The organism is Planococcus sp. FY231025 (assembly GCF_052078085.1).
Taxonomy (GTDB): Bacteria; Bacillota; Bacilli; order Bacillales_A; family Planococcaceae; genus Planococcus.
Window position 1 is genome coordinate 564,054 of record NZ_JBQJJG010000005.1, and the last position, 25,993, is coordinate 590,046.

Sequence of the window (25,993 nt, forward strand, 5' to 3'; positions counted from 1 at the left end):
ACGAAAGAAGCATTATGCAAGAGCATATAGTAGAATTTAGAAAAGATAGAAGAGCGAACAGGAGAGGTGCCCGATGAATTTCAGAAAGCTGAAAATGTCCGATAAGAAAAACGCTTCAGCGCTTTTCGAAGCCTGTCTGGCAGATCTGATCCGCCGCGAAGGCATCGATGAGCCCGGGCTCCTTGAAAATGAAATAGAACGTTTGAACATGGTGGCGGCTGCAAGTTTGCAATATGCGGGCCCCTGCATGTACATCATTGAATCCGAAGGCACCCTGCTCGGAACCGCAGCCCTCGTGCCTCCTGGATCGATAGCTGTCTCACACGCGAACGCCGTAGAGTCGGATATCGAAATCGGCTGCGTCTATGTCCATCCAAGCCACCAACGGAAAGGCGTCGGGCAGTTCCTGTTCCGTTCAGTATTCGAGAAGGCCAAAGAAAGTCCTGGCGCCCGGTTTTTCCTTGACGCCGGCTTTTCAAGTTCGCGCGTATACTGGACTAAACAACTGGGCCAACCAAACATCATCCTGGAAGATTACTGGGGGATTGGGCAGCCCCATGCCATTTGGGTTAAAGACCTTGAGTAATAAGGGACTTCCCTAAAAGACTGGAGAATCGATATGGAGAATTTCCTTTTGGATGTAGAAATGTTCATTATTAGCATGGGATGGCTTGCACCGCCGCTTTTCATCCTATTGCATATCCTGCGCCCGGTTTTTTTCCTGCCGGTGATCGTTGTCTGCATTGCAGGCGGGGTGCTGTTCGGCTTTTGGCAAGGTGCACTTTATAATTTTATCGGCCTGGGTTCGATGAACCTGATTTTTTATCTCATCATTCGGCACATGCCAAAATTCGAAGCAAAGATGAACAAGTTGAAGAATAAATTATTGCCGGACAGAAACCTGTCGATTGCGCAAGTGATGATCTTGCGAATCATGCCATTTGTCCATTTCCACCTTCTTTCCTTCTACCTGATGGAAATGACAAAAAACTTCAAGGAATATATGTACTATGCTTTGCTTGGAGTGCTTTTGCCGTCAATCCTCTATACGGGATTCGGTGATGTAATCACCAATCTCCCTTGGTATTTGACACTCCTGATGTTTGCCGTGCTTGCATTGCTCTACTCCCTGTTGAACAAAATCCATCAGGTGCCGCTGCCATTCGGGGAACAGAACAAACACAATCATTCCCCTTGACGAAAAATTCCCATTCAAAAACCAGTGCAGGATAATCTGCACTGGTTTTTTTCATTTCTGCGTTCAGTTTTAATTTAGGGTGCGTTGTTTTCGTTGGAGCCTTTTCGGCTGTTCCAATCGGTAAGGTGTGCCGTTCAGTTTGCGTGCTTTTCGTTTTTGCCGCCGTTCATCGTTCTCAATCTTCGCAGAGATTAACCCTAGGGCCGTTCCGAAAATCGCTCCTCCGAGGACTTCAATTGGCTGGTGGCCCAGAAGCTCTTTCAATTCTTTGTCGCGCTTCTCAAACTCCAGGCTTGGGAAATCACCGGACAGGGAGACAAAACTGTCTTCGAGGTCGTTCACTAAATGTGCAATTTCACCGGTATGCCGGCGGATTCCCTGTGCGTCGTACATCACGATCGTCCCGAAAATCACAGCGAGCGCCGTCTCCGTATGGCCTGTCCCTTTATTGGCTGCCACATAGGAAGCGAGTGCGGACACGCCCGCCGAGTGGGAGCTCGGCATGCCGCCAGTTGTAAACGCCTGCTTCAGATCCCAGTTTCCGGTCAATTTTTTATGTGTAACAATTTTTAGCGCTTGGGCAACCCCGATCGCCGATAATGATGTGATGATCCCTCTGTTCATTCTTTGCATATTCTTCGTCCTCCACTCTGCATCAAAGTCATCTTCTTTTCTTGGTATATTTTTTTATACCCTAACTTTAAGAAGTTAAGCAGGTCTGCCCAAGAAAAGTGCAGAGGACCGGCGCCGCAAAAAGCCGCCCTACTTTCCGGTTATACGGGATTTGAAAAATCAAGTACCCGGGCGAAGCCGCTTGGAGATTGATATAATGAGAATCGGGTACTACTTAAATAGTCCGCCACCACAGACCGGAAGGGGAAAATTGCATGATACATAAAATAGCTTTAAAAAACCAAAACCTTCACTCTTCTTTCAGCAAGGATTACGAACCGATTCTCACCATCCGGTCCGGCGACACGCTGCATTTGACGACGCCTGATATCCAATGGGGCTATTCAGCACAGAACGGCCAGCCGAAAACCGTATTCGCTTCCAGGGAAAAAGAACCCGAAAAGGTCCATCCGATAATCGGCCCGATCGCGGTCGAAGGGGCAAAAGAGGGCATGGTGCTTGAAATCCGGACCAATCAAGTTATTCCAGGATGGTATGGAACCAATTGGGCCGGCAAGCTGCCCAGCTGGCAAAATGAAAAATTAGGGCTCCTCAAAAGCGAGCGTGTCCAGCTTGACTGGATGCTTCACGCGGACAAAATGAGCGGCAGCTGCTCGATCGGCGACAAGGAATTCCACGTCGGCCTCTCTCCATTTCTCGGGCTCATCGGCTTGGCTCCCGAAGAAGCGGGCCCGCATTCGACCAGGCCGCCTCGCCGCACCGGCGGCAACATCGACTGCAAGGAACTGGTAAGGGGCAGCAGTTTATTCCTGCCCATCGAAGTCGACGGCGCGCTGCTGTCGATCGGCGACGGCCATGCGCTTCAAGGGGACGGCGAAAGTTCGGGTACCGCAATCGAATGCCCAATGGACCTTGCCGATGTCACCGTCATCCTGCATGAGGATTGGCATCTTTCCATGCCGCGTGCCCATACGCCAGCCGGCTGGGTTACATTCGGCTTCCATGAAGACTTGAACGAAGCGGCGGCGGTCGCATTGGATGAAATGGTCCAACTGATTCAGCACACCCACGGCATCAGCAAAACGGAAGCGGCCGCACTGTCGAGTGTTGCCGCCGACCTCCATATCACACAAGTAGTGAATGGCGTCAAAGGGGTCCATGCCATCTTGCCGCACGGCGCCATCCGCTGAAATTCCGAAATGCCGGAAAAAGGCATTTCCCGACCTTCATGCTACTATGGAAACAGCTAGAATTGATTGAAAGGAATGGATTTTGATGATGGACACTACTGCTTATTTAAAGCGTTTCAATGCATATCCGGTAGAGGAGCTTTTTCTGCAGGACTTGGCACGTCTGCAATCGCTGCATATGCAGCATGTTCCGTTTGAAAACCTGGACGTAATCCGGAAAGTCCCCATCTACCTCAATCTCGAGACGATTTACGAAAAAATCGTGAACCAGCACCGCGGCGGCTATTGTTATGAGCTGAACGGCTTGTTCCATTGGCTGCTACAGGAACTCGGCTTTGACGCCAAACTGATTTCAGCCACCGTCATGAAACCGGATGGCACAGCTGCGAAGGCGGATACTCACGCCGCTATCCTCGTAGAACTTGATGCACCGTACCTCATGGATGTCGGTTTCGGCGATTCGACCATCAGCCCGATCCCGCTTGGCGGAGAACGCCATACTGACCATAGCGGCACTTACAAAATCGCGCCGCATGATGACACATTCTATAATTTGATCCGGGAAGAAGACGGCAACGAGCGAATCTTGTACCGGTTCAGCACTGCAGAAAAGCAGCTGGCCGATTTCCACGAAGGGTGCGTCTTCAATCAGGTGTCGGACAAATCAACCTTCACCCATGACGACCTGGCTACCCGCGCGACCGAAATCGGCCGCATCACCTTATCCGGCCATCAGCTCACCCGCTCCGAAAACGGCAAGAAAGAGAAAACCGATTTGACGGATGAAGAAAAGATCCAAATTCTAAAAACCGAATTCGGCATCGAGCTGAATGAATAGAAAAGAAGCATCCGGAATTACCCGGATGCTTCTGAGCTTGTAGACAAAAAAATATTTACTCATCTTAAAGAATAACCTTACATTTTGAATAAGTTATACCGAATCCTCCACTTCAGGCGGACGCTTTCCGCGGGCTCGCGCCGAACTAACTAAGAACCTGTCCTCCTGCGCAAGCTCGTCGCAAATACTTGCCCTCGCAAGCTTCGGTCAAGCATTGACTGGCGTCCGAGTGGATTTCGACACTTCGCTATCCCGCAGGTAAAACCGGTGCTCCTGTCTCTGCATCGCTGCGCTAGCTTCGAGACATGAAAGGGCGTTGCATCGCTTCGCTGCTTCGTCGCAAACAAGTCGGCCGAACTGCCTTCGGCCAACTTGCTCGCCGCCTTCCGTTGCGGATCCTGAAGCCAGCGGCTTGTTCCTAGCAGGTTCAAGCAGAATTAGAGTCCTAATCTCGTCTTTTAGATACAGATGACGCTCCCGACCGTGCTGGCCACGAGACTCATGTGGGAGCAGCGAAGCGACTCGAGCTGAAGACCCTGGACTGAGCGAAGCGAATGTTTTTTCAATTTGCGACGAGTAATCGCAGGAGCAATGGAAGCGGCTGAAGCCGAGGCCACGGAAAGCGAAGTGGCCAGCATGGTCGGGCTTATCCATCTCTATTCATTCAAATTAGACTTTGTCTACACTCTGAGAAGCATCCGGAATTACCCGGATGCTTCTTTTTGTCTATGAAATTTATGCCTTCTACTCTTCCCTTTCATAAAGCGTAACGCTTTCAATATGGTTTACATATCTCCGCAATTCCTTTGCCTGTTCTCTGCTGATGTCGCCAGCTTCATACATTTTGTAGATCTCTGAACGTCCCTTATCCATGACAATGAGGCGAAGCTCTTCTTTCTGCAATTCGAATTCCTCATTAAAATGCAATTCAGGGCGCTGCGCGCCGCTGATCATCTGTTTGTAATCAGTAATGACGGCTTGGACATAATCTTTGCGTTCTTTGTCCGCTGCAACTTCTTCGAGCTTTTCCAGTGCCACTTTCAGCGCGCCAATTTGGATTTCCTGGGCTTCCTCCAGTTGGACGAGGCGAGTTTCCTCGTCCTTGATATACTGGCCTCTCATCCGTTTGTATGCCCGTATCAGCTTCCCTTGCATATAGACCATCATTGAGCGGATGCTTCTTGAAACCGCTTCTTCCCTCCGGTCCAGCGATTTTTCGAACGCTTCATAAACCTCCTGTGTCATACCGGGCGATTCATTCACCCGGTTCAAGTATGCCCGCTCTTCATCCAGTGCTATCAGACGGATTTCACGCAGCTTGTCCTGCAAGGTCTTAGTTCCCTTTTTCAATTGCTGCGTATCCGGTTCAATTTGCTGAAGGCGGACCGTATATTCGTCGATGAGTTCATAAGCGGCGACTTCGTTTTCTTCGCTCATCTTTTGTTTAAGTGTGGAGATCGATTTCAGCAGGATTTTTCTTCTCGCATCTTCTGTCGTAAATTTCCCGGTCCCAGCTTCTGGCATTTCTCCCTTGCTCAGTATTGGCAGCAGAACTGTTGCCAGAATCAGCGTAAAGAGGATCGTGCCTGCTGCAAGGAACAGCAATAACGAACGATTTGGAAAAGCATCGCCGTTCGCCAGCAGATAAGGAAGGGATAATATACCGACCATTGTCACCGTACCTCTGACTCCGGTCAGGCTGACCATCAAGGCCGTACGTAAATCCGGTTTTTCCTCGCTAGCCATATGTCCGGAATGGTATTCATATGCCGAAAACAGATATGCCCAAACAAAACGGATGCCAAGGATGACAAGCCCGATGGCAAGGACAAACGAGAACAGCACCCATTCGTTGATTGATCGGTTTTCAAGCACCCCGCTGATTGAAGAAGGAATACTTAATCCGAGGAGCAGAAAGACAATACCGTTTAAGATGAACAAAATGATTGTCCAGATGTTTTCGGTCAACACCTGCTCTTCGGCAACCAATGTTTCTGTCCGTTCACGCACCAACGAATGAATGATTCCGGCAACTACGACAGCAATAACACCTGACGCGTGCAGCAGTTCTTCAGTGATGATGAAAATGAGGAATGGCGTCAAGACCGACAAAAGGGCTTGGAAGCTGACATCGCTGATGCCTTGCCTGCGCAGAGCGAAGCGAATGCCGATGACCAATAAGCCCAAAACCAGTCCGAGTATGCCCCCGGCAACAAATTTGAACGAAAAGTCAAGGGCGGCTTCCTGCCATGAAAAATAACCGGTCACCACTGCTGCTACGGCGTAATTGAATGCAACCAGTCCGGAAGCGTCATTGATCAGCGATTCTCCTCTGACCAGGTTCAGGACTTTCTGTGGAAGATGGATTCTCTTCGCAATACCATTGACTGCAACCGGGTCTGTCGGCGAAAGGATGGCTGCCAGCGCAAAAGCGGCTGCCAGCGGGATGTCATCGATGAGCCAGTGGATAAAATAGCCGCCTGCCACTGTCGTGATCAGCACCAGGATGACCGCATTCCCAAGGATGGGCCAGCGCATGCGCCATAATTCCTCCCTCGGAAAATTCCGGCCATCATTATACAAAAGCGGGGCGATAAACAGCAGCAAGAACCATTCTGTCTCAATATCAAGTGAAATATCATCAAACAAAAAAGCCGCCAGTACCCCTAGCGCAACCTGGATTAAAGCCGTCGGGATGAACGGCGTATAATGGCTCACTACGTTGGAAATGAGCAATATTAATAAAAGCAATAAAATCGTCATCAATAAATCCATACATGCTCTCCCATCTTCATCATTAACTATAAATTTTGTATACCCAATTAGAGCTCCAAGCGAAGCCACAACCGTAAAAAAAAGCAAAAAAAAAGACCACTTAAAGTGGCGGAAAATAGGCTGCGAGGCTGAAACAAGTGAAGAGATCTGCGAATTAAGGTGTTTTGATGACCAAATTGATGAGTATCAAATACAATCCCAGATTCATGGTATTCATACCAATCAAATAGAGTTTGCAATCACCCGTTTTCCCCAGGCAGCCGCAAAAGATACCCAGTGCACCCAGTATGCACGGGAAATAGGGATTGACCTCCAAAAACGCAAAAAGCGGCTGGTTGTTCCAGTGAAGCGAGGCCAATGCCAAGGGAATGGCGCCCATCAAAAATAAGAAAACTGAAACCAATGTAAAGAAAATTCTCATCATCCAAGCACCGCCTTTTTTATGAAGGGCACTCCCCTTTTCCGTTCGCTCCATCTTATTCAATTTGCCCTACATCATGCCTTTTCGATCATGCATCGGCGTCACGAAATACAATTCCTTTGGACACTGTTTCGACGCTTCCACCAATTCTTTGAACACTTTCTCTTTAACGGTGAATGTCTGTATGGTATTCGGCAGTTCTTTTACCTTTTCGGGAGCATCCTCAGATGCCACTTCATCGATATCCACCCAGACCGACTGGCGTTGGCTGTATACATGGTCCTGCCTGTAAAACGTGAATTCACGCGTAAGACGGGCAAATAATGTGATGAACTCCTTTCCATCTTCCTCATGGACATCTTTCGACCTTAAAAAGTAATAGTTCACCGATCCTTCATTCAAGCATTGTTTTTCCTGCATCTACTTATCCCCCCTTAGCTTTGGTCTATAAGCATGGGCTTACTTTCTAAAATTCGGAAGTCTGTTGAAGGCGCACCAGCAATCAATGATCTATTGCTTTCAAAGCGGCAGCCAGCCGTTCGGCGAAATGTCCGGGTGGTTCGAATGACTCGAAATTCAAACAATAAATGTTGAAATCGGTAGTCAACCGCTGCGTGTAATGGATGGGAAGCGGAAGTTCGTGCCCCATAATCGTCCGGATAAACAGATCATATTCCTCCGGCATCAAGCAGATAGCTGCTTTATTAAGCGAAACCCCGTTTTTTCGATAGGCACTGAAACTGATTTCAAAATCCCCTTTACAGTTCCGCACCTCTCCGCGGTCGAGCACTTTGAATCTTCTAGCGCGTTTGATAATGCATTTCCCGGAAGCCGAATCGACTTCGGCATCAAGAAATGCCGCAACTTTTAAAGCCGCTTCTTCAAATGTATCTATCTTGAAAACCATTAAATCCATTCCTTCCTGAAATCCAAGTTTCAGCAGTTTGGAGAGAATCCGACTGGGGGAGCAACAGCCATGGAAACTACCTGGTTCGCTATCTGTCAGCTCTGCTTTTTTCTTTTTGCTTACTATTTTGAAAGCAAAATATATTGTGGAACTATATTTATCACAAAGGCTTTGAATAATAATGAGTCTGATTCGAAATGACTATCCCCTTCTATATTTGGCGAAAATATAGCATTTCCACCTACTTATAGGCTACTCCAAGTGCTACAAAAAGTAAATAAATAATAAAAAAATAATTTCTAATCATTTTAGCGCATCAATATTATTATGCAAGAATATCTTTTTTGCTCCTGCATGCCCTTTGACCCTGAGCGTACGTTTCCCGCTTCCAAGGGCTGAGAGGTGAACAATGATTCATTTCCAAATAAGAACATTATTGTAATAATTAAAGGAAAAGTGCAAAAAAAATAGATCCTGCAGGTCTTTCCTGCAGGATCCATAACCGATCAGCTTTTTAGAAATTTCCTTCCGTCGGATCGGAAGGCTTCTTCTCTTCCGCTTCGGCTTTTGCTTCAAACTTTTCCAACTGGCGTTTGGCTACATCGCGCCCGCCGATACCAAATGCAATCGCGAATGCTACTGCCAATCCGGCAACGATGAACAAGAATGCTAGATTGACGATGCTTGTAGCAAAATTGAGTTGGTCGAGCGTCATGAATACAGCCAAGATGATAATGGCATATTTCACGATGCCGCTCAACATGCGGTTACCAGTAGAACGCTGCAGGTAATTCCCGAGCATATTCGCACCGATAATCCCTAGCCCCAAAATGATCAATGCACTAAGGACAAGCGGCAGGTAACTGATGACTGCTGAGCCGATATTGTTCAGTACTTCCAGATTCAATACATTGAGAGCTTCAACAGTGAAGAAAACAATGATCAATACTTGTACTGTCTTGCCGATGATCTTCGCAAGGTCAAACCTTGGCATATTCGGACGCTGGCCAGAATTAAGCGCGTTTGAAATATTGTCGAGGCCGGTCCCTTTCAACAAACTGATTAGAAGGTCGCCTATAAATTTCGCAATCATGACGCCTACTATAATCAGGATGATCGCTACGAAAATATTCGGGATCATGTTCAATACTTGGTTCAGCATAGAAGTGATCGGGCGGGAAATCGATTCAATATTCAATGTCTCGAGCGCCACTGTGACAATTGGAATCAGCACAAGGACAAATGCGACATTCGCTAAAACATTCGCAAGTGTATTCTTGTCCGATGCAGACATGGTCTTCGTAGTGCCGGTGCGGTTAGTCAATTTGTTGAACCAACGGTCAATATCGAGCGTACTCAATAATGTAGCGACCAGGTTCTTGACGAATTTTGCGACAAAATAACCCAGGACCAGAATAATGGCTGCCATAAAGAGGTTCGGCAGGAATGCCAGCAGTTTATCCATCATATTCGAGATCGGTCTGGCTACAGCTCCCATATTCAGCTGTTCAAAGACACTCGGCAGAAACAGGATGAAAATTAGATAATAGAAGATTTTCCCTATCGCATCCAGTTTATTGTCCGCGTCCTCCACTGTCTTCGCCATATGGCCTTTTACCATGCCGCGGTCCGCTCCAGCTTTCTTCAATACTTTCTGGAACAGCAGTCTTACAAGAGTAGCTACGATCCAAGCTACAAGCAGCAGCAAAAGTGCGCCAAGGATATTCGGAATAAAGTTCACAACGCTGTACCACATATCCCTGAACGCTAAAGTTACATCATTGTTCATATACCATTCTCCTTTCAAATTTTTTTAGCAAGAATAATGATTGCTATTTAAATATTCCCTTTATCTTCTAAACCTAAACGGCGATTGTTCAATATTTCTGATAATTGCAAGCAATTCCGATTTCCGTCTAGAAGGTTTATTTTTCATCTTATGCGGAATACTTATGGAAGGAAATTAAACGAAAGCGAGGAAATTCCAATGTCCGAACCAAAAGAGATTTTGCCGCAAGAAGGTTCATCGGCACTCAGCAATTCACCAGATGAAATCAATCAGCGCATTGAACGCCAAATTGAGGCGAATGTCGGTTATTTTAAGCAACAGAATCATGATGCAATCCGAGAGCACATTGAACTGCTTGAAAAAGAATGGGATATTGAAAAAATGCTGAAAACTGGCCTTGCTGCTTTGACCGTGGCCACCATTTTCCTTTCAGCCAAATCCACTAAAAAGTGGGGCTTGGCTGCAGGGATTGCCGGCATCTTTATGGCCCAGCAAGCAGCGTATGGCTGGTCCCCTCCGTTTGCCGCCCTCCGCAGGCTGGAATTCCGCACTGTAGAAGAGATCGAATTGGAAAGACGCGCTATGCAAGGCTTGCTCGAACAGCCGAAATAGCAGTTCGCCCGTCGGGTTCCCCCGGTTTTTTTAATGCCGTTTTCTTTAAGAACAGCCTTTTTAAATTATATTGTGGCGGTACCATTTTCTTTTGGATATTTAAGTTTAAAAAAGGATCAATTCAGGAATAAAACTGTAAACATAATTATTGCTAGAACAAGCTAAAATTTTATATAATTAAAATACAACTTCGAAGGAGATGACGAAAATGAATATGGAAACGATCAAAGGCTCGAGCATGGTGATCAAGATGACACGCACGCTTATGGAAGAAGGCTGGGCATTTATCTCGAACGAGTCTGACGTTGTCGTAAGAGCAGAACATCCTGCTACTGGCGAAGCCATCTCCTTCAATTCAGTCGGAAATCTCAAGCGCTGGTTATATGAAAAAGCATTAAGCTATTGATCTTACAGAAACCGTTGTTCCTTTAAAGGAACAACGGTTTTTTTATGCAAAGAATCTTCGCTTTCTTCGCCTATGGCTTGCTTCTTGAATCCAGCCCTCAAAAGGCACTTTTATCAAATATAATTCTATTATGTATACTAAATTTATAATGAATAATTATACATACAGTGTAATCCAAAAAAAAGAAGCGCTTTATAAAAGAAAAAAGCGCCTCTTTTCTATTTCTTCCTGTTAATCCCAGACCAACATTCATTTAAAAATTCGCGGAAAACGGTTTCTGCCTTTCGCCATATTTGATATGATGGAGAAGTGTTCATTCAACATCACCGAATTTTTCGATACATATGGAATTCAAATGATACATAATGAGGTTTTCCGTTTTCTTTTCGCCCATCGCTTCAGGATGGAGCAATAAATCAACCGCCAATCCGTTAATGAGCGAAAACAAGCGTTCAGTCTCGAGGGCGAGATCGGCTTTTTTTCCGAGAAGATTCAAGAGCGCCAGATAAGATACGATATTTTTTGCAGCTGAATAGGCAGCATCCTGGGCGGCATCGGCCGAACCGGCTTGTTTTACTGTTGCAAATTTCATGCTTACCCTGACTTTTGCTTCCATTCCCTGTGCACCTCCTATCGGAAGCAGACAAAGCAACACTTTAGAAATCTTGGTTTTCGGCTGTAGATCGTCCTGAAAAATTTCATCAATTTTTTCCGCAAGCCTGGCATGGACCAGACGGTCAGCGTAATCGATCAAATCGTCCTGGGAATCAAAATAATACCTTAATGCACCTAAAGATAATCCGGCCTCCTTTGCAATATTCCTTGCTGATGTTTTTTGTACCCCTTTCTCAAGAATGACTCTCCAAGCAGCTTCAGCGATTAATTGTTTCTGTTTGGGTCGATCGGTAAGTTTCGGCATAATTTAATTGTATCAGAATAATAGTAATTTTCAATTTATTTAGTACAGTTGTATTAGATAAATTTTTTCGGCCGTTTTTATTTAATACAACTGTATCGCAAAAATGCACCCCTTTTTCCCTTGTTGTGGATAAAGCCCTTCTACTGTGGGTTACTCCCCAATTGTCCCCAAATTCCATCTTAAACAGCGAAATGGCAGCTTATAACGGTTCTCCCGGCAGCTCGGAATTGCTCTTGCCGAATCCAGCAGGCTTCAAGCTTTCAGAAACTCCCCTCCCCTCTCAATAGGACTTTATAAAAAATCAAATTCACCGGTGTTTGATTATGCTAATGTTCATAAACACATTATTTCCCCTGCGCTGTCCGGTTTCTTTTAACCCTTGCCTCATCTTGCATTGACCATATAGCTCCCCTCCCCTCTTCCACTCTTCATCAAAAAAATTTTGCATCCATCTCTCCAGTCTGCAAATCTGTTACAAGACATGAAAAGGTATTGGAATATGTACATTCCAATACCTTTTCATTTCTCTATTTAGGCTGATTTTATAAGCTCTCTATATGGACGATACATCTTCAACGTACGCGTTGATGACAACGGGTTTCTCGCTCGCCCGGGCTTTTGCAAGCGCATCCTGCAATTCCGCCAGGTTTCTTGCGGTATGCCCTTCCCCGCCGCAGGCGATGGCAAATGCCGCATAATCGATATCGGCAATTTCCACCTGTGAAGGCACATTGCCTGCTTTGTCCTGTTCGTCCTCGATGAGCTGGATTTTTTGGTTGTTGAACACGACAATAAGCATCGGCAGCTTATACTTGACCGCTGTAGCAAAATCCTGCATGCCCATTGAAAATCCTCCATCCCCTGCCAGTACAATTACCTGCCGCTCCGGAAAGGCAAGTTTGGCGGCGATTCCTCCGGGAAGGCCGCAGCCCATCGTTGCAAGCCATGATGAGAGGACAAAAGGCTGGCCGGACAATTGCAAATAACGCGCGGCCCAGATCGTCACACTGCCCACATCAAGCGAAACCACATCTGAGGGGCCCATGATTTTCTGGACCTCTGCCATGACTTGTTGCGGCTGGAGCGCCTCTGTCTCTTTGTCCGTTTCTTTTTGCAGCTCCTTCTGCCAAACAGCGCGTTTTTCAATGTATTTTTTTAAAAATGAATCATCCTTTACAGAAACATTTTCAGCCAGCCATCCGATTCCGGGTCTCATATCTCCGGCTATTCCTAATGTGACAGGATAATATTTACCGATCGCCTTTGGATCGATGTCCATCTGGATGGCTGGCGTATCATCCGGCAAATAATCACGGTATGGGTACGAGGTGCCTGCCAGAATCAGCAAATCGGCATCTTTCACCGCCTCTGCTGAAGGCTTCGTTCCCAATTGGCCTAACTGGCCCAGGTTATGTGGATGGCTGTCGGGAACGATGCCTTTTGCCGGTAGCGTGAGTATGATCGGAGCCTTGATTTTCTCGGAAAACGCCAGAAGTTCAACAGATGCATCTTTTGAGCCTTTGCCCGCCAGGATGACCGGTTTTTCCGCAGCGTCAATCAATTTGCCGGCATTCCTCAGCTCTTCTGAGGCAGGAACAATCCGTGGAGAACTGTATTCCGACGAGGTCAACGCCTTTTCTCTCTTGATTTTCGTGCTGAACAAATCATCCGATATCGATAGGACTGCTGGCCCTTTTTCAGCATACGCTGTGCGGATAGCCTGATTCAACATATCGGGCAGCTGATCAGCGTTTTGGACCTGGCGGTTAAAAACCGCTACATCGTCAAACATCGCCTCCAGTTTCAATTCCTGGAAAGTGTCAGTCCCCACTTTGGAATGTGCCACTTGCCCGACAATCGCCAATACCGGGGTCTTGTCTTTCCGTGCATCATACAAGCCATTCAAAAGATGCACAGCACCCGGCCCCGCTATGGACATGCAGACACCGATTCGTCCGGTTAGCTTGGAGAAGGCCGAAGCCGCAAGCGCACCTGTTTCTTCATGGCGGATCTGAATAAAGCGGATTGCTTGCTGCTTCCTCAGCTCTTCGACAAATTCATTGATGGAATCGCCAGGCATGCCGAAGAGATGCGACACATTCCATTCTCTCAATCCTTCAATGACATAGCTGCCGGCCGTTTTATCAAACATTGGAATCCCTCATTTCGTATTTTGTCATTAATCCCCCATACCTTTTACGGTACCGTTTCAAACGTGAATGCAGGAAATCGAAAAAAGGCAGCCTGGCGTTTGCCGGCTGCCTCTTCTTACGCATTTTTCAATTCCTGCTGCTGCAATGATTCTGCTGGATGCACATTCGGAATCGATACGGTAAAGGATGATCCCTCGCCAGGGACGCTGTCTACCGTAATGGTACCGCCATGCGAAACTGCAATCGATTTGGCGATGGCCAAACCCAATCCGTATCCCCCTTCCTTGCGGCTGCGCACTTTGTCGACCCGGTAGAACCGGTCGAAAATCCTCACTTTGTCTTCCGCTGCGATGCCGATGCCGGAATCGGTGACCGTGAATAAAAACTCCTCGTTTTTCTTTCGGCCTTGCTGCTTCAATTCGATTTTCACGGAACCGCCTTCCGGTGTATATTTGATCGCGTTATCAGCAAGAATATACATCATCTGGGCGATTTTATCCCGGTCGCCGAATACGGGCAGAGTCTCCGGTGAATCCAGTTTGACGGATAGATTTTTTTGGCTGCTGCGTTTGCTGAAAGAATCCACCACTTGCTCTGCAAGCGGAAATGCATCGAACGCCTCTTTGCGGAGCTCAGCAACCCCGTTTTGGGAATCCGTCCGTGCAAGTGCTAAAAGTTCACTGATCAAAGCAGACATGCGCTTCGCCTCATGCTTGAGCGTTTTTCGCATTTTCTTAGTGAAAGGGTTGTTGTTGTCTTCCTCCATATCCAGCGCTTCAACTGCCGATAAAATGACACTCAGCGGCGTCCGGAGTTCATGGGAAGCATTCGATACAAACTCGCGTTGTTGATGGTAGGCCGTCTCGACAGGCACCAGCGCGCGTTTTGCCATCCACCGGCTGAGCAGGAAGCCGATAAAGATGAACAGAAGGGCGAGGCTGGTAAAGACAATGACAATCCATTTGATGATCGAAGCATAGAACGTATTGTCGACCCCTAAATACAACATCGCAATCCGGTAGCCGTCATGATAGACAGGTCGCGCCAACACGAGCACTTCCCGGTCAAGGTCCTGAAAATCGTCGTACAGTGGATCCCCCTCAGGGATATTGATGGGCGCCCGTTTAAATTCAATGCCGTCTGTCTCCCATCCATCGATCAGATCGAGATATAACGGCCGCAATTCCTCATAGTCGTCCTGGTTGATGGTCAGGTCCCCTGAATTATCGGTGATATAGTAGAACACCTGGTTTCCAGCCAAATCCCGCCGTTCCTGCTCCCGCCAAGCGCCTCCGCTGCCGTACAATGCCCGTTCAGCCATCTGCACTTCCCGGTCAGACAGCAATTCAAGCGTTTGTTTCTGGTCATTTTTAATGAGGAAATAAAAGACGGATAATGCAATCGCAGCGAATATCACTAAAAACAAAGTCAGGATTGCGCTGTAAAAAAGGGTCAGCCTTGATCTTGTATGGGAAAAAACGTCTTTTTGTTTTTTAGGGAAAAAACTAGGTTTTTTCAATACGGTATCCCACCCCTCGGATGGTTTCAATCAAACTGTCTTCATCTTCACTGTCGATTTTCTTCCGCAGCAGTTTCACGGTCGCATCAATCGTCTTTATGGACACATCCGTGTCGTAGCCCCAGATCCGGTCAAAAATTAGCTCCCTTGTCAGCACAGTGCCACGGTTCTGCACTAACATATCTAAAAGCTGGAATTCCCGGGGAGTCAAACTGACCTCCTGTTTTCCTTTGGTGACGGAGTGGCCCGTGCGGTTGATTTTAAGCCCCGCAATTTCCACCACTTCGTCTTGAAGCGGAGAAAACGTCCTTCTTCCAAGAGCCCGGAGCCGTGCCCAAAGCTCTTCGATTTCGAACGGCTTGACCAGATAATCATCAGCGCCGGCATCCAGTCCTTCCACGCGGTCGCTAAGAGAATCTTTCGCCGTCAGCATAATCACAGCGCCGCCATAGCCTTCCTGCCTCAGCTTTTTGCAGATTGAGACCCCATCCCCGTTCGGCATCATCCAGTCCAGAATGACAACATCGTAGAAGGACGCACGGGCGAAATCGTAGGCATCTTCGCCTTCCGTTACCCAATCAACGGTTTTAGCCCCTTTTTTCTTTAAAAGGTGGACAATCAATTCCCCTAAAGTCTCGTCATCTTCCGCCAATAATAGTTTCATCTCTAACACCCTTTCCCCACCGGTGCCCTTTTTCTTATAGTACACCATAGTTAAGTGAAAAATGGATGAAAATTCTCAGAAAACTTAAATAACATTGTATTTTCTTGGCAGCTGAATACAAATCATGCAGCACCGTTCTTATTCCTTCTGTTTTTTATTAAGGAAGACAATCTTTTTAATTAAAAACAATCTTTTTTTATTGTAATTCGATAAATAACATGATAGATTGAGGTTATCAATATGTAAGGAGGTCCGTAAAATGAAACGGGAAACACTTTTCTTGAAAATTGTCTTATTTTTCATGGCACTTCCGGTGCTCGCAGTCTGCATCTTCGTAGTGCCTCCTTTCTCGTCGTTCGTAGCTGAACTTCTTCCCGACTGGGCATTTTTGCAGTATTTTTTTATGTTTGCCATGTACGGCACAGCAATCGCCTATTTCTTCGCCTTGTATCAAGCGATGAAACTTTTAGGGTATATCGACCGGAATATCGCTTTTTCCGAGTTGTCCGTGAAAGCATTGAAGACGATCAAATACTGCGCCATCATCATCACCGTGCTTTACGCTTTCAGCCTTCCGCTCATTCTATATATGGCACAAGTGGATGACGCGCCCGGCCTTGGAGGAATCGGCATGATCATCACATTCGGGGCCATTGTCATTGCCGTGTTTGCCGCAGTTTTGGAAAAATTATTCTGCAACGCAATTGAAATCCAATCCGAAAACGATTTGACGGTCTGAGGTGAAAACTATGGCGATTATAATCAATATTGATGTCATGCTCGCAAAGCGGAAAATGAGCGTCACCGAATTATCGGAGCGGGTCGGCATTACTATGGCGAACCTCTCCATCTTGAAAAATGGGAAGGCGAAAGCTGTCCGCCTGTCGACATTGGAAGCGATTTGCAAAGCATTGGATTGCCAGCCGGGTGATCTGCTGGAATACCGGCCGGAACCTGAAACGCCGGAAGCATAAAAGGTTGATTTAGATAGCCTCCTTTATGGATCGGATTTATAGGGAGACGTGTCTTTGAAACGCGAAAAGAGCTTGGATGCTTCCAAGCTCTTTTTTCTATGACCGCTGTTTGGTTTCCAGGAACTCTCTATTGCAACCGTTGCATTTAATGCCGTTTCCTTTTCTCATAGTCGGCTTCGATGTCTTTTTTCCAGCTGCGGTCCAGCTGTTGTTCACTACGGAATGAGCTGACAGCCTGGTTCAAAGCTTTGAAATTCAGTTCTGTCCCTTTTGAGTCGCCATGATATTCAGCCGCGAACTCTTCGGCAATCCCGAATTTCTTTGCTGCTGCAACGGCATCAATGTTTGCTCCTAGAAACAAGAATTCCCACATGTATTCTTCTTTTTGGCGGGCGATCATCGCTTTGATCTTTTCGTGGCTGTACTCCCTGCTGGCATTTTCCAGTCCATCGGTCGTGATGACGAACATCACCCGGCCGGCCCGCTCCGCTTCACTCGTCCGTTTCTGCACATTGCCGATTTTCTGGATGGTGGCCCCGATGGCATCCAGCAAGGCCGTCGTCCCGCCAACTTCATAATCTTTCTCCGTCATTGGCGCAACGCCTTTTAACGGGATGCGGTCATGGAGCAGCTCGTAATCATGGTTGAACAGCACTGTGGTGATCCGCGCCTCTCCGGGTTCTTTCGCCTGTTTTTCGACCAATGCATTGAAGCCGCCGATCGTGTCGCGTTCCAGGCCTGCCATCGAACCGCTTTTATCGAGGATGAACACCAATTCCGTCGTTTTTTCTTTCATCTTTTTTCCTCCTTAAATTGTTTTGGCTACAATCTAAGGATAAACTTTCCTGAATCCTGAATGGTCGCTTTGGAAGCGACATTTCAATGCCGCTCATTTATTCCAATGTATTGCCCTCTGCCGGAATCGGATTGTTTTTCAGCATACCTGCCAAATGATAGGTGTTGTAGGCTAGGCGCTCAATGGCGGATTTCGTAAATTCATTGTCCCGCCCTGCCTGGTTATAGGATTCACCGGGTCCTGCCTCGCCGACCCAGTAAGCGTCGACATTCGGCGGGATCAAGAAGCCGATATGAGAGAGGCCGTAGATGATCGATGCGGCTGCGTGCTTTGCCCCGTCTTCATTTCCAGTGACAATCGCTCCGCCCACTTTATTATAGAAAACCGATTGTCCTTTGTCGTTCGTTTCGCTGCTGCTGCCGTAAAGCCGCTCAATCGCCAGGGTAGCGAGCGAGCTTTTCTCGCCGAGCCACAACGGCGTCCCGAGAATGACGATATCTGCAGCCAGCACTTTCTCCAGGATCTCAGGCCACTGGTCGCCATCGCCCATATCGCCGGCTATACCCAATGCAATTTTGTAATCCGCCAAGCGGACGATTTCAGAAGCGACGCCAAGTTGATTGAAATGCACTTGCACATCGTTGATGAACCCTTCAGTGTTTGAAATATCCTCTGAGCTTTTTAATGAACTGTTCAAAAATACCGCTTTCAGTTGCTGCATCTTTTCAAATCCCTTCTTCCAGAATAATTGGCTTAAAGATCTTTCTTCCACTTCTCTTCCCTTATGAAGTACATTTAAACGAATGTGCAACCGCAGTAAAAAGCCGCATTCCATTTGGAATGCGGCAGAGCTTGTAGACAAAAGAATATTTACTTCTCTTAAAGATTGAACATACTTTTAAAATTAGCTATACCGAATCCTCCACTTCAGGCGGACGCTTTCCGCGGGCTCGCGCCGAACTAACTCGGACTGGCGTCCGAGTGGATTTCGGCACTTCGCTATCCCGCAGGAGACGCCGCCTTCCGTTCCGGATTCCTAATCCACCGGCTTGTACTTAGCTAGTTAAAGTTGGATCTATTTCTCCTATCTCATCGATTAGATACAAGTGACGCTCCCGCCCGGGCTGGCTTATACATCTCTATTCATTCAAATTAAACTTTGTCTACAGTTTGAGCCGATCATGCGCCTAACAATGGTTGGTCGAACATGAAAAGCGCTTCGTTGATTTCATGGATATAGTATTTGCCGTTGACCAGGAAATATTCAATGATAATGTCGAATTTATTGCTTCGTGACAAGGTATAGCCTGCGCCTTGGAGCAGGTCTATCGTCTCTTCCACATCTAGCTCCAGCGCAATGGCGAAAGCGATGATGGTCTTTTTCATCGGCGTGTAGTCCGGTGAATTTCGGATTTTCGAAAAAAGCTTGCGGTCGATATTGGCTTTTTTATAGGTCTCGACATCTGTCATTCCTTTTTCATCGATTCGCCGGAACAAACGGACAGAAAAAGGTTCATCCAGGCTGCCCATCAATTCTTCCAATCCGGGCGGTGCCGCATCCAGCATTTCTTCCTTCATAGCCTCGGCACGGACTTCAATCTGGCGGCTTCGTGAATAATGCAATTCCTGCTCGCTAACATAATGTTCATCAATAAAAGCATCTATGGACCGGACCAGCTTTTCGCTGACCCCGAACGATTTTTTGTCGAACACCACCAGGTAAACCAGCATTTCATGGTCCATCAAGAAGCGGTGGATTTCCGATATCGCCACTTGGAGCGCCTCTTCTTTCGGGTAGCCATAGATGCCGGAAGAAATGAGTGGAAAGGCGATGGACGCACATTCCAATTCATCGGCAAGGCGCAACGAACTGGCATAAGCCGAGCGGAGAAGTTCCTCTTCCTTGTGCCCGCCGCCCCTCCAGACCGGCCCGACCGCATGGATAATGTACTTCGCTTCCATACGGAACGCCTTTGTCGCCACTGCAGAACCGGTCGGACAATGCCCGATTTCGTTGCAGGCTTCTTGAAGCTCACGCTGCCCTGCAGCTGCAAAAATCGCTCCGCACACCCCGCCACCCATTTGCAATGAACTGTTTGCTGCATTGACGATGGCATCCGTGTGCATTTTGGTGATGTCGTTTCGGATAATCTCTAATGGCATGCCATTCTCTCCTTCCTTTCCCTATTGTTATTCCGCCACGCTCAGCACCATTTTCCTGGTTGTTAAAGTATGCCCATAAAGATCTTCTTCGAAAACCCTGATTTCTTTGAAGCCTTTGGCTGCATAGAAGGTTTCGCCGCTCTTATTGCCTTTTTCTACTTCCACGTGGATTTCACTCACCGGCGCCAATTCGGCAATCAAGTGCTCGAGCAATTGGGTGCCGAACCCTAAACCCTTGGCTTCCGGCAACAAATAGATTGCATGAAGGTGGGCTGCGCCTTCTTTTTCGCTGGCATTGGCAAAGCCGACCAGTTCTCCCTCTTCTTCAGCAACTAATAATAAAGTCTTCTCGAGCCGCACCGGCATCATCTCGTCCGAATAAGCTTCACTTAGAAAGCGGGATTGGATGTCTTCGGGAATCAATCCTTGATATGTATCGTTCCAACTCTTGCTTGCGATGGTTTGAATCGATTCGAAATCTGCGGCTGCCGCTTTTCTGATGATCGCCATTTGTTCATGCCACTCCGTTTCCATTTCAGAATTTGCCATTTTGAAAAAATTGGCTATCCATACTTTATACTACAATTGTGCTCTAATTCCTGCAAAGCTGTCGAAATGTTCTTTTTCGGCTCTTGCCAAGGCTTTGGCCCATAAGAAAACCGCCGGACCTTTGACGGTCCGGCGGTTTGAATTTTTTTATTTAGAGCTTGCGTTGCTGTTGTAGAAGAAGTTTGCAGTGATCGATCCGTCATTGTTCTCGACGATATCAGTCACGTGAATGCCGGAATCAGCCGGTGTGGCAGTTTCACCTTTCCAGAAGTAGTAAGATCCAGAATGCACATTGCCAGAAACCGGTGTGATTTTGCTGCCTGCTTTGAAGAAGTCGCCCGCATCTCCGCGGTTAGCGTTTTTCTCCAAATCATACTTGCCGTCAGCCTGAATCAGGGACAATCCGTAATGCGTGACCTTATCGCCGTTGGAAGCAACTTGGAACTGGTTGTACTGGTAGCGTTTGTTCATCCAGTTTTCCACGTTGTTCGGGCGGAATCCGGCTGTCTGGTAAAGATTGATGACATTTTCGTCAACGTGCCATGCCAATAGACCGTTTGCGTCAGCGCCTTGGCGGCCAAGTCCTTTGTTGAAGCCGTCCTGTTGAACGTTCTCAAACAGGAAGTATTCCGTGCCGTTTGACCCTGGAACTTCCATTTTCACGATGCCATTGTCAGCATCGGCTTTGTTGATGGCAGGCAACGTAATCGATTGCTTGCCGCTTTCCGGATTCACTTCGATCGGGTTGGCCCAGCCAAGGAACACCTTGGAGAACGGATCAAAGTGGACTGGTGAGTTTCCTGAATAAGCGTTGGCATTCGGATAGCGCATCCATGAACCGCCAGCCATCATCGAGTAGTTGCCGACGCCTTCAGAAGTATAAAGCGTGTCGTAGAAGTCAGGCAATCCAAGAGCATGGCCGAATTCGTGTGCATAAACGCCCGGCTGTGCTGGGTATGGCCCTGTTTTAGCAGCATCGGAATATGTTCCAGTTGCTGCGTCATAACCGGCAACGTTGCCGCCGATTCCCGGCTGGATGTTGTAATTATTGACTAAAACACCGTCGTAAGTCATATCTTCTGCAATCGTTTCACCGATCCATTCGGCTTGGCTCTTGCCTTCATACTGATCTGCTGGTTTGCCAGTTTCATAGTATTTGCCGTAGTACAAGGCGCTTAGCAAACTCCATTTATGCGACCAGAACTGCGCCGGATCGGAACTGAATTCAGCGCCTGTCCCTTCATGCACCACGAAGATATTCGGCACTTCGCCGTCTACTGCGTATTTAGAGAAATCGACCTGCTCGTCTGCCGCCTTCAAAAGGTCGCGGACAAATTCACCTGTGTGAGCGTCGCCATTAGCATTTCCAAGGACATATTTGCCGTTTTCAGCATAAGTGCCTTCTTGGTCAAGGTAGTATGAAGCGCCTTTTGGCAACTCGACCCAGGCAAAGTCTGTATTTTCTTTGCGGACAAGGTTCACTTTGCCGTTGCTGGATTCTTTATAGACATTCTGCATAGTGGCGTTGGTCGGAGCTTTTACGCCGTTATATTCAGCATATTGCTCGAATTGAGGAAGTTCATACGGATTGTATTCCGTTCCGAAGATCAAATCCTCATAGTATTCTGCTGGCACTTGCCCAGGCATATCGCCGATCGGCTCATCGCCGTCTTTGTATTTCGCCAAGATTACCAAGACCGGTACATCGCCTTGAGTAGTGTTATAAGCAACATGGTTATCGCCAGGCTCCTGGAATTTGGTGCCTTGTTCAGCTAACTTGTCCGCCGGATCCGCTTTGGACAGGTCCAATCCAAGTTTTTTCGCTTTTTCTGACAGCTCAGGTGAAGCTCCTACATAATGGCCTAAGCTGATTTCTGCTTTGTTCGTCTGAACCGGGCTCGTTTCCTGCGCTCCTGCTCCTGCAAATACGGCGCTTCCTACTAAAGCCAGCGCCAAGGCTGATGTTGATAAGACTTTTAACATTCTTTTTCCCCCTTAAAAGTTGTTTCTGTTAGATTGTATAAATTATTCAGTAAATTTGGAATAGGTAGAAAGAAATAATTTACATATTATTTAGTGTAACGAAATACTTATTTTACGAAATATTAAAATTCCGAAATATTATTTAATACGCTTTTGATTATTTAAATAGCTGTTATTCAAGTATGTCGAAAATTTTTGATAGAAAATTGCCAGAGCATTTCCTGAATGTAATGTCAGGTGAACAAATTATTCACTTCGCCTGATTAATTGCGTATGTTTTTCCTCCGCTTCAAAACTAAAAATTGCTCATATGTGCTGTCTTGTTTCATTGGGACATAGCCAGGTTCTGCTCTAACTGCATTTTGTGTGTTTTAGCCAATTTCTTATACAGAAAACAATCCTGTTGAATTTCTTCAAGCAACCGGTGATATTCACGATACGCCATGTCGTAATGAATGCAAGATATGATGCCGGCCTTTAATGCAGCTTCTATTTCATCCCTGTCTTTTTCGAAAACCTCGCCGGTCGGCAAAAGGATCAAGTCCAGAAATAGGTCGTCCATAAAAGCGATGCCATCTTCTAAACCGTTCTGAAGGCGATGTCGATATACCACTGGACAATCTTCCCTTGCTCATCGTAAATTGCAGTGACAATAAGGTTCTTGCCCTTCGGGAAGTACTGAAGCCACTGGAAGCCATTGCCTGCTATGCAAAGCTCCTTGCCTGTATGGCGGACCTTCATCGATTTTTCCACTGAGTCCAGAAATAACAAACCGACAGAACCTTCGAATTCCGGAACCTTTACATATTCCTGTACATATCGCTTTTCTCGTAGGCGCGTCCAATTGGGCCAGTTTGCGTATTTGCGTTTCAGCATAAGATTTCGTTCACCTCTCATGGCTCTTAGAATGTGATGCAAGAATCAATTTCTGTATGGTCACCGCCGCCAGTTGCGGCCTGACATCTTTATGGGGCATTTCCCGGATAGGTAGCCAAACGGGTTCGTACTTGCCCCGGTTGCGCTCGGGATCGATGAATTCTTCCCCTTTTCCACTGCCGAACTGCCCTGAAAGGATCTCCGCTCCAAAGAAAAATTGATGCCCTTCATATTGTTCCTGATAAAGGCAATCCTGCACTTTGACCACAAGCCCGAGTTCTTCGAAAACCTCCCTTTCAGCCGCTTGTGCCGGAGTTTCCCATTCTTCTATACCGCCGCCTGGAAATACAAAATACGTTTCACCTTTCCAGGTCCGTTTGATTAGCGCAATCTTATCGCCATCTAGTAAAACCGCTGAAGCTCTGTCTCTCATCGAATTTCCTTCTTTCGTGCGTTTCATTATAACTAACTATATCCATTTCCCTTTAAAAGTTCTAGAAAGATTAACAATAAATTCCTTTTTATAATGGACTTGCTGCACAAAAAAGAAGAAGCCGGATATCCGGCTTCTTCCTTTTAAAATCTATTGCGCAATTTGGCCGCCAGCTTGTATATAGCGGGCATTGAACTCCTGTACAAATTGATTGGTAATGTTCTTGTCATGGATAATCAATAGATTTTCATCGTTGATATCTTCCCCGTTTGCGCTCCAATTGGTCGAGCCGACAATGACGGTCGGGTCGCTGTCGGTATCCGCATCCACGAGCATCGTTTTGCTGTGGAGCTTGCGGGATTCAGCGTCCTTGTAGACAGGTGCCGGATTCGCCCAACGTGTATTCGGATTGTTGGCGCTTCCTTCGGCGGTCTGTCCCGTCATTTCGATGCTTGCCGACCACCACTGGGTCCAGAAGCTGCTGTCGAATACGCCTTTAACATCAAAACCTGTCAGCGTCCCTTTCTGATCTTCGTAGGAACCTTCCCATTTATTCTTCAATTCATCGACCAGCACCTGATCGCTCCAGGCAAAGATTGTAAAGTAGGTTTTCAGGTGTGCCTCGTTTCGGATCAGCTCCGCCATCCGCGCCACTGCATTGTCGCCCGGCGAAAAGAAAATTTCCACACGCTTGCCGCCGATCACTGCTTCATGTGCGGTGTTATCGGTTTTTCGTGAACTGAAATTCGCATTTTGCAGGTCTGGCATCAACGCAGCGGATCCCCACATCTCATTGAATTCTGTTTCGTAAATTCCTGCTAATTCAGAGGAGTTCACTTCGACGACATGGTTCTGGTTTCCGTCAAGGATGCCGTTCGCCATATTTTCATCGGATCCATAGAGTCCGGTCACCGTAAAGTTCCAGCTGCCGGTGAATACCCATGAGTCATCGATAACTGCGAATTTATTGTGCATCTGCGTTGACGGTGAATAATAGCCACCGTCCGTTTTCTGTTCACCTTCGACCATCAAGTGTCCGGTCGTTTCTGTGTTTCCTACCACAATGGTTTCTTCTTTGATGTCAGCCGGACTTTCGGGCAAACCGTGGCTCCGGCGCTTTGCCGGATCTTCCACAGCCAGCATCGGCGACTCTGAAAATACGGTTATGTCATCCTCCGTGCCAAGTGCCAAATCGTTGCCGCGCACCATCTTCTCTATGTACAGCTTCATCGTTTCAAAGCGTTCCGCATAGCTCGGGTCTGACGCATCTTTGGCATCTGCAATGACCCGGACGTCCACACCTTCAGCAGCTTTTGCCACCAAAGCGTCCACGATTTTCGGTAAATTGATTTCATAAGTTGCAAAGTCTATGCTGCTCGTTGCCCCATTGATGCGTTTAATCAGCCGGTTTTCCAAGTTGACGTTGTAGTTCGCTGCGTTTCCTGGAGATGCATACTCTTCCTGTGCGCATTTATTGAAATAAACATTGATGGCTTCGGGAGCATCGGATACCTGGTTCAACTGTTCTGCAGAACTTTCGCATGAGCCGCCGCCCGGCGCCGCAGCATTGGAATTGGTTTTGCCTGGTGTCCCGTAGCCGCCTGTATACCCTTCAGCCGAAGACGCCCAATTGGCGGCGTTGGTACCGGCTGCGGCCGGATCGATCCGTTCCATGGACGCTTTTGATGAATTGTCGCCGGCATGCCACGCGTCGACTTCATCGATGACCGTTCCTGCACCATCTTTCAGGAAAAGGTGCTCGCCTGCATTCCCTAACGCGCCGACATAAATTTGGTCAGCATCAAAATCCGGCAAGGTCGCATCATCTGTCCGTTCCAGGACGAAAAAGCCTTTGGCCGGAACTGTTCCGGACAACTGAATGTCCGGTGACCCGTCGCTGCTTGAAAGTGTCCAACCAGTTAATGAAAGATCCGTGTTGCTGTTGTTAAAAAGTTCAATCCATTCGTCGTTATAATCTGCGGCAGTGCCCATCCAGGCGATTTCGTTGATCGCCACATCTCCGATTTCCGCCGCATCGGCTTGTCGAACAGGGGTCCAGTAAGAAAAGATAAGAGCGAAAAGCAAAGCGGATAAAAGTAATCTTTTTGATGTTTTTTCCATTTTTTCTCCTTTAAATTCAATTATTTGTATTCCATTTCTTACTGTAACCGAATACAGCCCCCTTGCCTATAGAC

General features: G+C 47.1%; 27 protein-coding genes. 8 read left to right on the plus strand and 19 right to left on the minus strand.

Going from position 1 to position 25,993, the window contains the following annotated elements; all coding sequences use genetic code 11:
• The first annotated feature begins 73 nt into the window (after positions 1–73).
• Positions 74–586 carry a GNAT family N-acetyltransferase gene (locus ACTL32_RS09190; protein ID WP_441341158.1) on the plus strand — a complete coding sequence of 171 codons (513 nt, stop codon included), beginning with the start codon at positions 74–76 and terminating at the stop codon, positions 584–586.
• A 33-nt stretch (positions 587–619) separates the two neighbouring features.
• A complete protein-coding gene (locus tag ACTL32_RS09195; RefSeq protein WP_441341159.1) occupies positions 620–1,198 on the plus strand; it encodes a TVP38/TMEM64 family protein in 579 nt (192 codons plus the stop codon).
• Between the two features lie 69 nt (positions 1,199–1,267).
• Here ACTL32_RS09195 and ACTL32_RS09200 read toward each other — a convergent pair whose 3' ends face one another.
• The gene (locus ACTL32_RS09200) at positions 1,268–1,831 is read right to left on the minus strand and encodes a divergent PAP2 family protein (protein WP_204890659.1); all 564 of its coding nucleotides are present in this window, start codon (positions 1,829–1,831) and stop codon (positions 1,268–1,270) included.
• A 254-nt stretch (positions 1,832–2,085) separates the two neighbouring features.
• Here ACTL32_RS09200 and ACTL32_RS09205 point away from each other — a divergent pair, with 254 nt between their 5' ends.
• Both ACTL32_RS09205 and ACTL32_RS09210 read left to right on the plus strand, forming a co-directional pair.
• Positions 2,086–3,021, plus strand: a complete 936-nt coding sequence (locus ACTL32_RS09205) for an acetamidase/formamidase family protein (RefSeq protein WP_441341160.1) — start codon at positions 2,086–2,088, stop codon at positions 3,019–3,021.
• An 85-nt stretch (positions 3,022–3,106) separates the two neighbouring features.
• Positions 3,107–3,859, plus strand: a complete 753-nt coding sequence (locus tag ACTL32_RS09210; protein WP_441341161.1) for an arylamine N-acetyltransferase family protein — start codon at positions 3,107–3,109, stop codon at positions 3,857–3,859.
• Between the two features lie 744 nt (positions 3,860–4,603).
• Here ACTL32_RS09210 and ACTL32_RS09215 read toward each other — a convergent pair.
• The 5 genes from ACTL32_RS09215 to ACTL32_RS09235 form a co-directional block, all read right to left on the minus strand.
• Positions 4,604–6,634: a Na+/H+ antiporter gene (locus tag ACTL32_RS09215; protein ID WP_441341162.1), complete on the minus strand. Its 2,031-nt coding sequence runs from the start codon at positions 6,632–6,634 to the stop codon at positions 4,604–4,606.
• A 154-nt stretch (positions 6,635–6,788) separates the two neighbouring features.
• Entirely contained in the window at positions 6,789–7,118 is a 330-nt protein-coding gene (locus tag ACTL32_RS09220) for a hypothetical protein (protein ID WP_441341163.1), read from the minus strand.
• 6 nt (positions 7,119–7,124) lie between these two features.
• On the minus strand, positions 7,125–7,475 hold the full coding sequence (locus ACTL32_RS09225) for a hypothetical protein (protein ID WP_441341164.1): 351 nt from the start codon (positions 7,473–7,475) through the stop codon (positions 7,125–7,127).
• Positions 7,476–7,557: 82 nt separating this feature from the next.
• Positions 7,558–7,962, minus strand: a complete 405-nt coding sequence (locus ACTL32_RS09230) for a hypothetical protein (RefSeq protein WP_441341165.1) — start codon at positions 7,960–7,962, stop codon at positions 7,558–7,560.
• Between the two features lie 514 nt (positions 7,963–8,476).
• A complete protein-coding gene (locus ACTL32_RS09235) occupies positions 8,477–9,751 on the minus strand; it encodes a mechanosensitive ion channel (RefSeq protein WP_441341166.1) in 1,275 nt (424 codons plus the stop codon).
• A 198-nt stretch (positions 9,752–9,949) separates the two neighbouring features.
• On the opposite strand from ACTL32_RS09235, the gene ACTL32_RS09240 reads away from it, so the two are divergent.
• Both ACTL32_RS09240 and ACTL32_RS09245 read left to right on the plus strand, forming a co-directional pair.
• Positions 9,950–10,363 carry a hypothetical protein gene (locus ACTL32_RS09240; RefSeq protein WP_441341167.1) on the plus strand — a complete coding sequence of 138 codons (414 nt, stop codon included), beginning with the start codon at positions 9,950–9,952 and terminating at the stop codon, positions 10,361–10,363.
• A 208-nt stretch (positions 10,364–10,571) separates the two neighbouring features.
• Positions 10,572–10,769, plus strand: a complete 198-nt coding sequence (locus ACTL32_RS09245; RefSeq protein ID WP_204890701.1) for a hypothetical protein — start codon at positions 10,572–10,574, stop codon at positions 10,767–10,769.
• A 313-nt stretch (positions 10,770–11,082) separates the two neighbouring features.
• Here the strand turns inward: ACTL32_RS09245 and ACTL32_RS09250 are convergent, their stop codons facing one another.
• The 4 genes from ACTL32_RS09250 to ACTL32_RS09265 form a co-directional block, all read right to left on the minus strand.
• Positions 11,083–11,688, minus strand: coding sequence for a TetR family transcriptional regulator (locus ACTL32_RS09250; RefSeq protein WP_441341168.1), 606 nt, complete (start codon positions 11,686–11,688; stop codon positions 11,083–11,085).
• A gap of 553 nt (positions 11,689–12,241) precedes the next feature.
• A complete protein-coding gene (locus tag ACTL32_RS09255; RefSeq protein ID WP_441341169.1) occupies positions 12,242–13,840 on the minus strand; it encodes a pyruvate oxidase in 1,599 nt (532 codons plus the stop codon).
• 116 nt (positions 13,841–13,956) lie between these two features.
• Positions 13,957–15,258 carry a sensor histidine kinase gene (locus ACTL32_RS09260; protein ID WP_441341215.1) on the minus strand — a complete coding sequence of 434 codons (1,302 nt, stop codon included), beginning with the start codon at positions 15,256–15,258 and terminating at the stop codon, positions 13,957–13,959.
• Between the two features lie 88 nt (positions 15,259–15,346).
• Positions 15,347–16,024 carry a response regulator transcription factor gene (locus ACTL32_RS09265; RefSeq protein WP_441341170.1) on the minus strand — a complete coding sequence of 226 codons (678 nt, stop codon included), beginning with the start codon at positions 16,022–16,024 and terminating at the stop codon, positions 15,347–15,349.
• Positions 16,025–16,283: 259 nt separating this feature from the next.
• Here ACTL32_RS09265 and ACTL32_RS09270 point away from each other — a divergent pair, with 259 nt between their 5' ends.
• Positions 16,284–16,763, plus strand: coding sequence for a DUF2975 domain-containing protein (locus tag ACTL32_RS09270; RefSeq protein ID WP_441341171.1), 480 nt, complete (start codon positions 16,284–16,286; stop codon positions 16,761–16,763).
• Between the two features lie 10 nt (positions 16,764–16,773).
• Entirely contained in the window at positions 16,774–16,998 is a 225-nt protein-coding gene (locus tag ACTL32_RS09275; RefSeq protein WP_441341172.1) for a helix-turn-helix domain-containing protein, read from the plus strand.
• Between the two features lie 145 nt (positions 16,999–17,143).
• On the opposite strand, the gene ACTL32_RS09280 is transcribed toward ACTL32_RS09275, so the two are convergent.
• From ACTL32_RS09280 to ACTL32_RS09320, 9 genes are all read right to left on the minus strand, one after another.
• Positions 17,144–17,794 carry a vWA domain-containing protein gene (locus ACTL32_RS09280; protein ID WP_441341173.1) on the minus strand — a complete coding sequence of 217 codons (651 nt, stop codon included), beginning with the start codon at positions 17,792–17,794 and terminating at the stop codon, positions 17,144–17,146.
• 97 nt (positions 17,795–17,891) lie between these two features.
• Complete coding sequence (locus ACTL32_RS09285; protein ID WP_441341174.1) at positions 17,892–18,515, minus strand: flavodoxin family protein; 624 nt, start codon at positions 18,513–18,515, stop codon at positions 17,892–17,894.
• A gap of 458 nt (positions 18,516–18,973) precedes the next feature.
• Complete coding sequence (locus ACTL32_RS09290; protein WP_441341175.1) at positions 18,974–19,957, minus strand: macro domain-containing protein; 984 nt, start codon at positions 19,955–19,957, stop codon at positions 18,974–18,976.
• Positions 19,958–19,984: 27 nt separating this feature from the next.
• Positions 19,985–20,467 (minus strand): GNAT family N-acetyltransferase, encoded by a 483-nt coding sequence (locus ACTL32_RS09295; protein ID WP_441341176.1) that lies wholly within the window; start codon positions 20,465–20,467, stop codon positions 19,985–19,987.
• A gap of 186 nt (positions 20,468–20,653) precedes the next feature.
• Positions 20,654–22,489, minus strand: coding sequence for a M6 family metalloprotease domain-containing protein (locus tag ACTL32_RS09300; RefSeq protein ID WP_441341177.1), 1,836 nt, complete (start codon positions 22,487–22,489; stop codon positions 20,654–20,656).
• Between the two features lie 325 nt (positions 22,490–22,814).
• Positions 22,815–23,102: a hypothetical protein gene (locus ACTL32_RS09305; protein ID WP_441341178.1), complete on the minus strand. Its 288-nt coding sequence runs from the start codon at positions 23,100–23,102 to the stop codon at positions 22,815–22,817.
• On the minus strand, positions 23,069–23,365 hold the full coding sequence (locus ACTL32_RS09310; protein ID WP_441341179.1) for a DUF402 domain-containing protein: 297 nt from the start codon (positions 23,363–23,365) through the stop codon (positions 23,069–23,071). The genes ACTL32_RS09305 and ACTL32_RS09310 overlap by 34 nt, the downstream gene beginning before the upstream one ends.
• A gap of 10 nt (positions 23,366–23,375) precedes the next feature.
• Complete coding sequence (locus tag ACTL32_RS09315) at positions 23,376–23,798, minus strand: NUDIX hydrolase (RefSeq protein WP_441341180.1); 423 nt, start codon at positions 23,796–23,798, stop codon at positions 23,376–23,378.
• 150 nt (positions 23,799–23,948) lie between these two features.
• Positions 23,949–25,919 (minus strand): phospholipase D-like domain-containing protein, encoded by a 1,971-nt coding sequence (locus ACTL32_RS09320; protein WP_441341181.1) that lies wholly within the window; start codon positions 25,917–25,919, stop codon positions 23,949–23,951.
• Between the last annotated feature and the right edge of the window lie 74 nt (positions 25,920–25,993).

Coding starts and splice junctions, on each gene's coding strand:
- ACTL32_RS09230 (WP_441341165.1), bottom strand. CDS start 7,962: ATGGTTTTCAAGATAGATACATTTGAAGAAGCGGCTTTAAAAGTTGCG.
- ACTL32_RS09295 (WP_441341176.1), bottom strand. CDS start 20,467: ATGGCGATCATCAGAAAAGCGGCAGCCGCAGATTTCGAATCGATTCAA.
- ACTL32_RS09205 (WP_441341160.1), top strand. CDS start 2,086: ATGATACATAAAATAGCTTTAAAAAACCAAAACCTTCACTCTTCTTTC.
- ACTL32_RS09240 (WP_441341167.1), top strand. CDS start 9,950: ATGTCCGAACCAAAAGAGATTTTGCCGCAAGAAGGTTCATCGGCACTC.
- ACTL32_RS09190 (WP_441341158.1), top strand. CDS start 74: ATGAATTTCAGAAAGCTGAAAATGTCCGATAAGAAAAACGCTTCAGCG.
- ACTL32_RS09275 (WP_441341172.1), top strand. CDS start 16,774: ATGGCGATTATAATCAATATTGATGTCATGCTCGCAAAGCGGAAAATG.
- ACTL32_RS09290 (WP_441341175.1), bottom strand. CDS start 19,957: ATGCCATTAGAGATTATCCGAAACGACATCACCAAAATGCACACGGAT.
- ACTL32_RS09315 (WP_441341180.1), bottom strand. CDS start 23,798: ATGAGAGACAGAGCTTCAGCGGTTTTACTAGATGGCGATAAGATTGCG.
- ACTL32_RS09265 (WP_441341170.1), bottom strand. CDS start 16,024: ATGAAACTATTATTGGCGGAAGATGACGAGACTTTAGGGGAATTGATT.
- ACTL32_RS09310 (WP_441341179.1), bottom strand. CDS start 23,365: ATGCTGAAACGCAAATACGCAAACTGGCCCAATTGGACGCGCCTACGA.
- ACTL32_RS09235 (WP_441341166.1), bottom strand. CDS start 9,751: ATGAACAATGATGTAACTTTAGCGTTCAGGGATATGTGGTACAGCGTT.
- ACTL32_RS09250 (WP_441341168.1), bottom strand. CDS start 11,688: ATGCCGAAACTTACCGATCGACCCAAACAGAAACAATTAATCGCTGAA.
- ACTL32_RS09300 (WP_441341177.1), bottom strand. CDS start 22,489: ATGTTAAAAGTCTTATCAACATCAGCCTTGGCGCTGGCTTTAGTAGGA.
- ACTL32_RS09245 (WP_204890701.1), top strand. CDS start 10,572: ATGAATATGGAAACGATCAAAGGCTCGAGCATGGTGATCAAGATGACA.
- ACTL32_RS09270 (WP_441341171.1), top strand. CDS start 16,284: ATGAAACGGGAAACACTTTTCTTGAAAATTGTCTTATTTTTCATGGCA.
- ACTL32_RS09285 (WP_441341174.1), bottom strand. CDS start 18,515: ATGCAGCAACTGAAAGCGGTATTTTTGAACAGTTCATTAAAAAGCTCA.
- ACTL32_RS09200 (WP_204890659.1), bottom strand. CDS start 1,831: ATGCAAAGAATGAACAGAGGGATCATCACATCATTATCGGCGATCGGG.
- ACTL32_RS09225 (WP_441341164.1), bottom strand. CDS start 7,475: ATGCAGGAAAAACAATGCTTGAATGAAGGATCGGTGAACTATTACTTT.
- ACTL32_RS09280 (WP_441341173.1), bottom strand. CDS start 17,794: ATGAAAGAAAAAACGACGGAATTGGTGTTCATCCTCGATAAAAGCGGT.
- ACTL32_RS09210 (WP_441341161.1), top strand. CDS start 3,107: ATGATGGACACTACTGCTTATTTAAAGCGTTTCAATGCATATCCGGTA.
- ACTL32_RS09215 (WP_441341162.1), bottom strand. CDS start 6,634: ATGGATTTATTGATGACGATTTTATTGCTTTTATTAATATTGCTCATT.
- ACTL32_RS09195 (WP_441341159.1), top strand. CDS start 620: ATGGAGAATTTCCTTTTGGATGTAGAAATGTTCATTATTAGCATGGGA.
- ACTL32_RS09255 (WP_441341169.1), bottom strand. CDS start 13,840: ATGTTTGATAAAACGGCCGGCAGCTATGTCATTGAAGGATTGAGAGAA.
- ACTL32_RS09320 (WP_441341181.1), bottom strand. CDS start 25,919: ATGGAAAAAACATCAAAAAGATTACTTTTATCCGCTTTGCTTTTCGCT.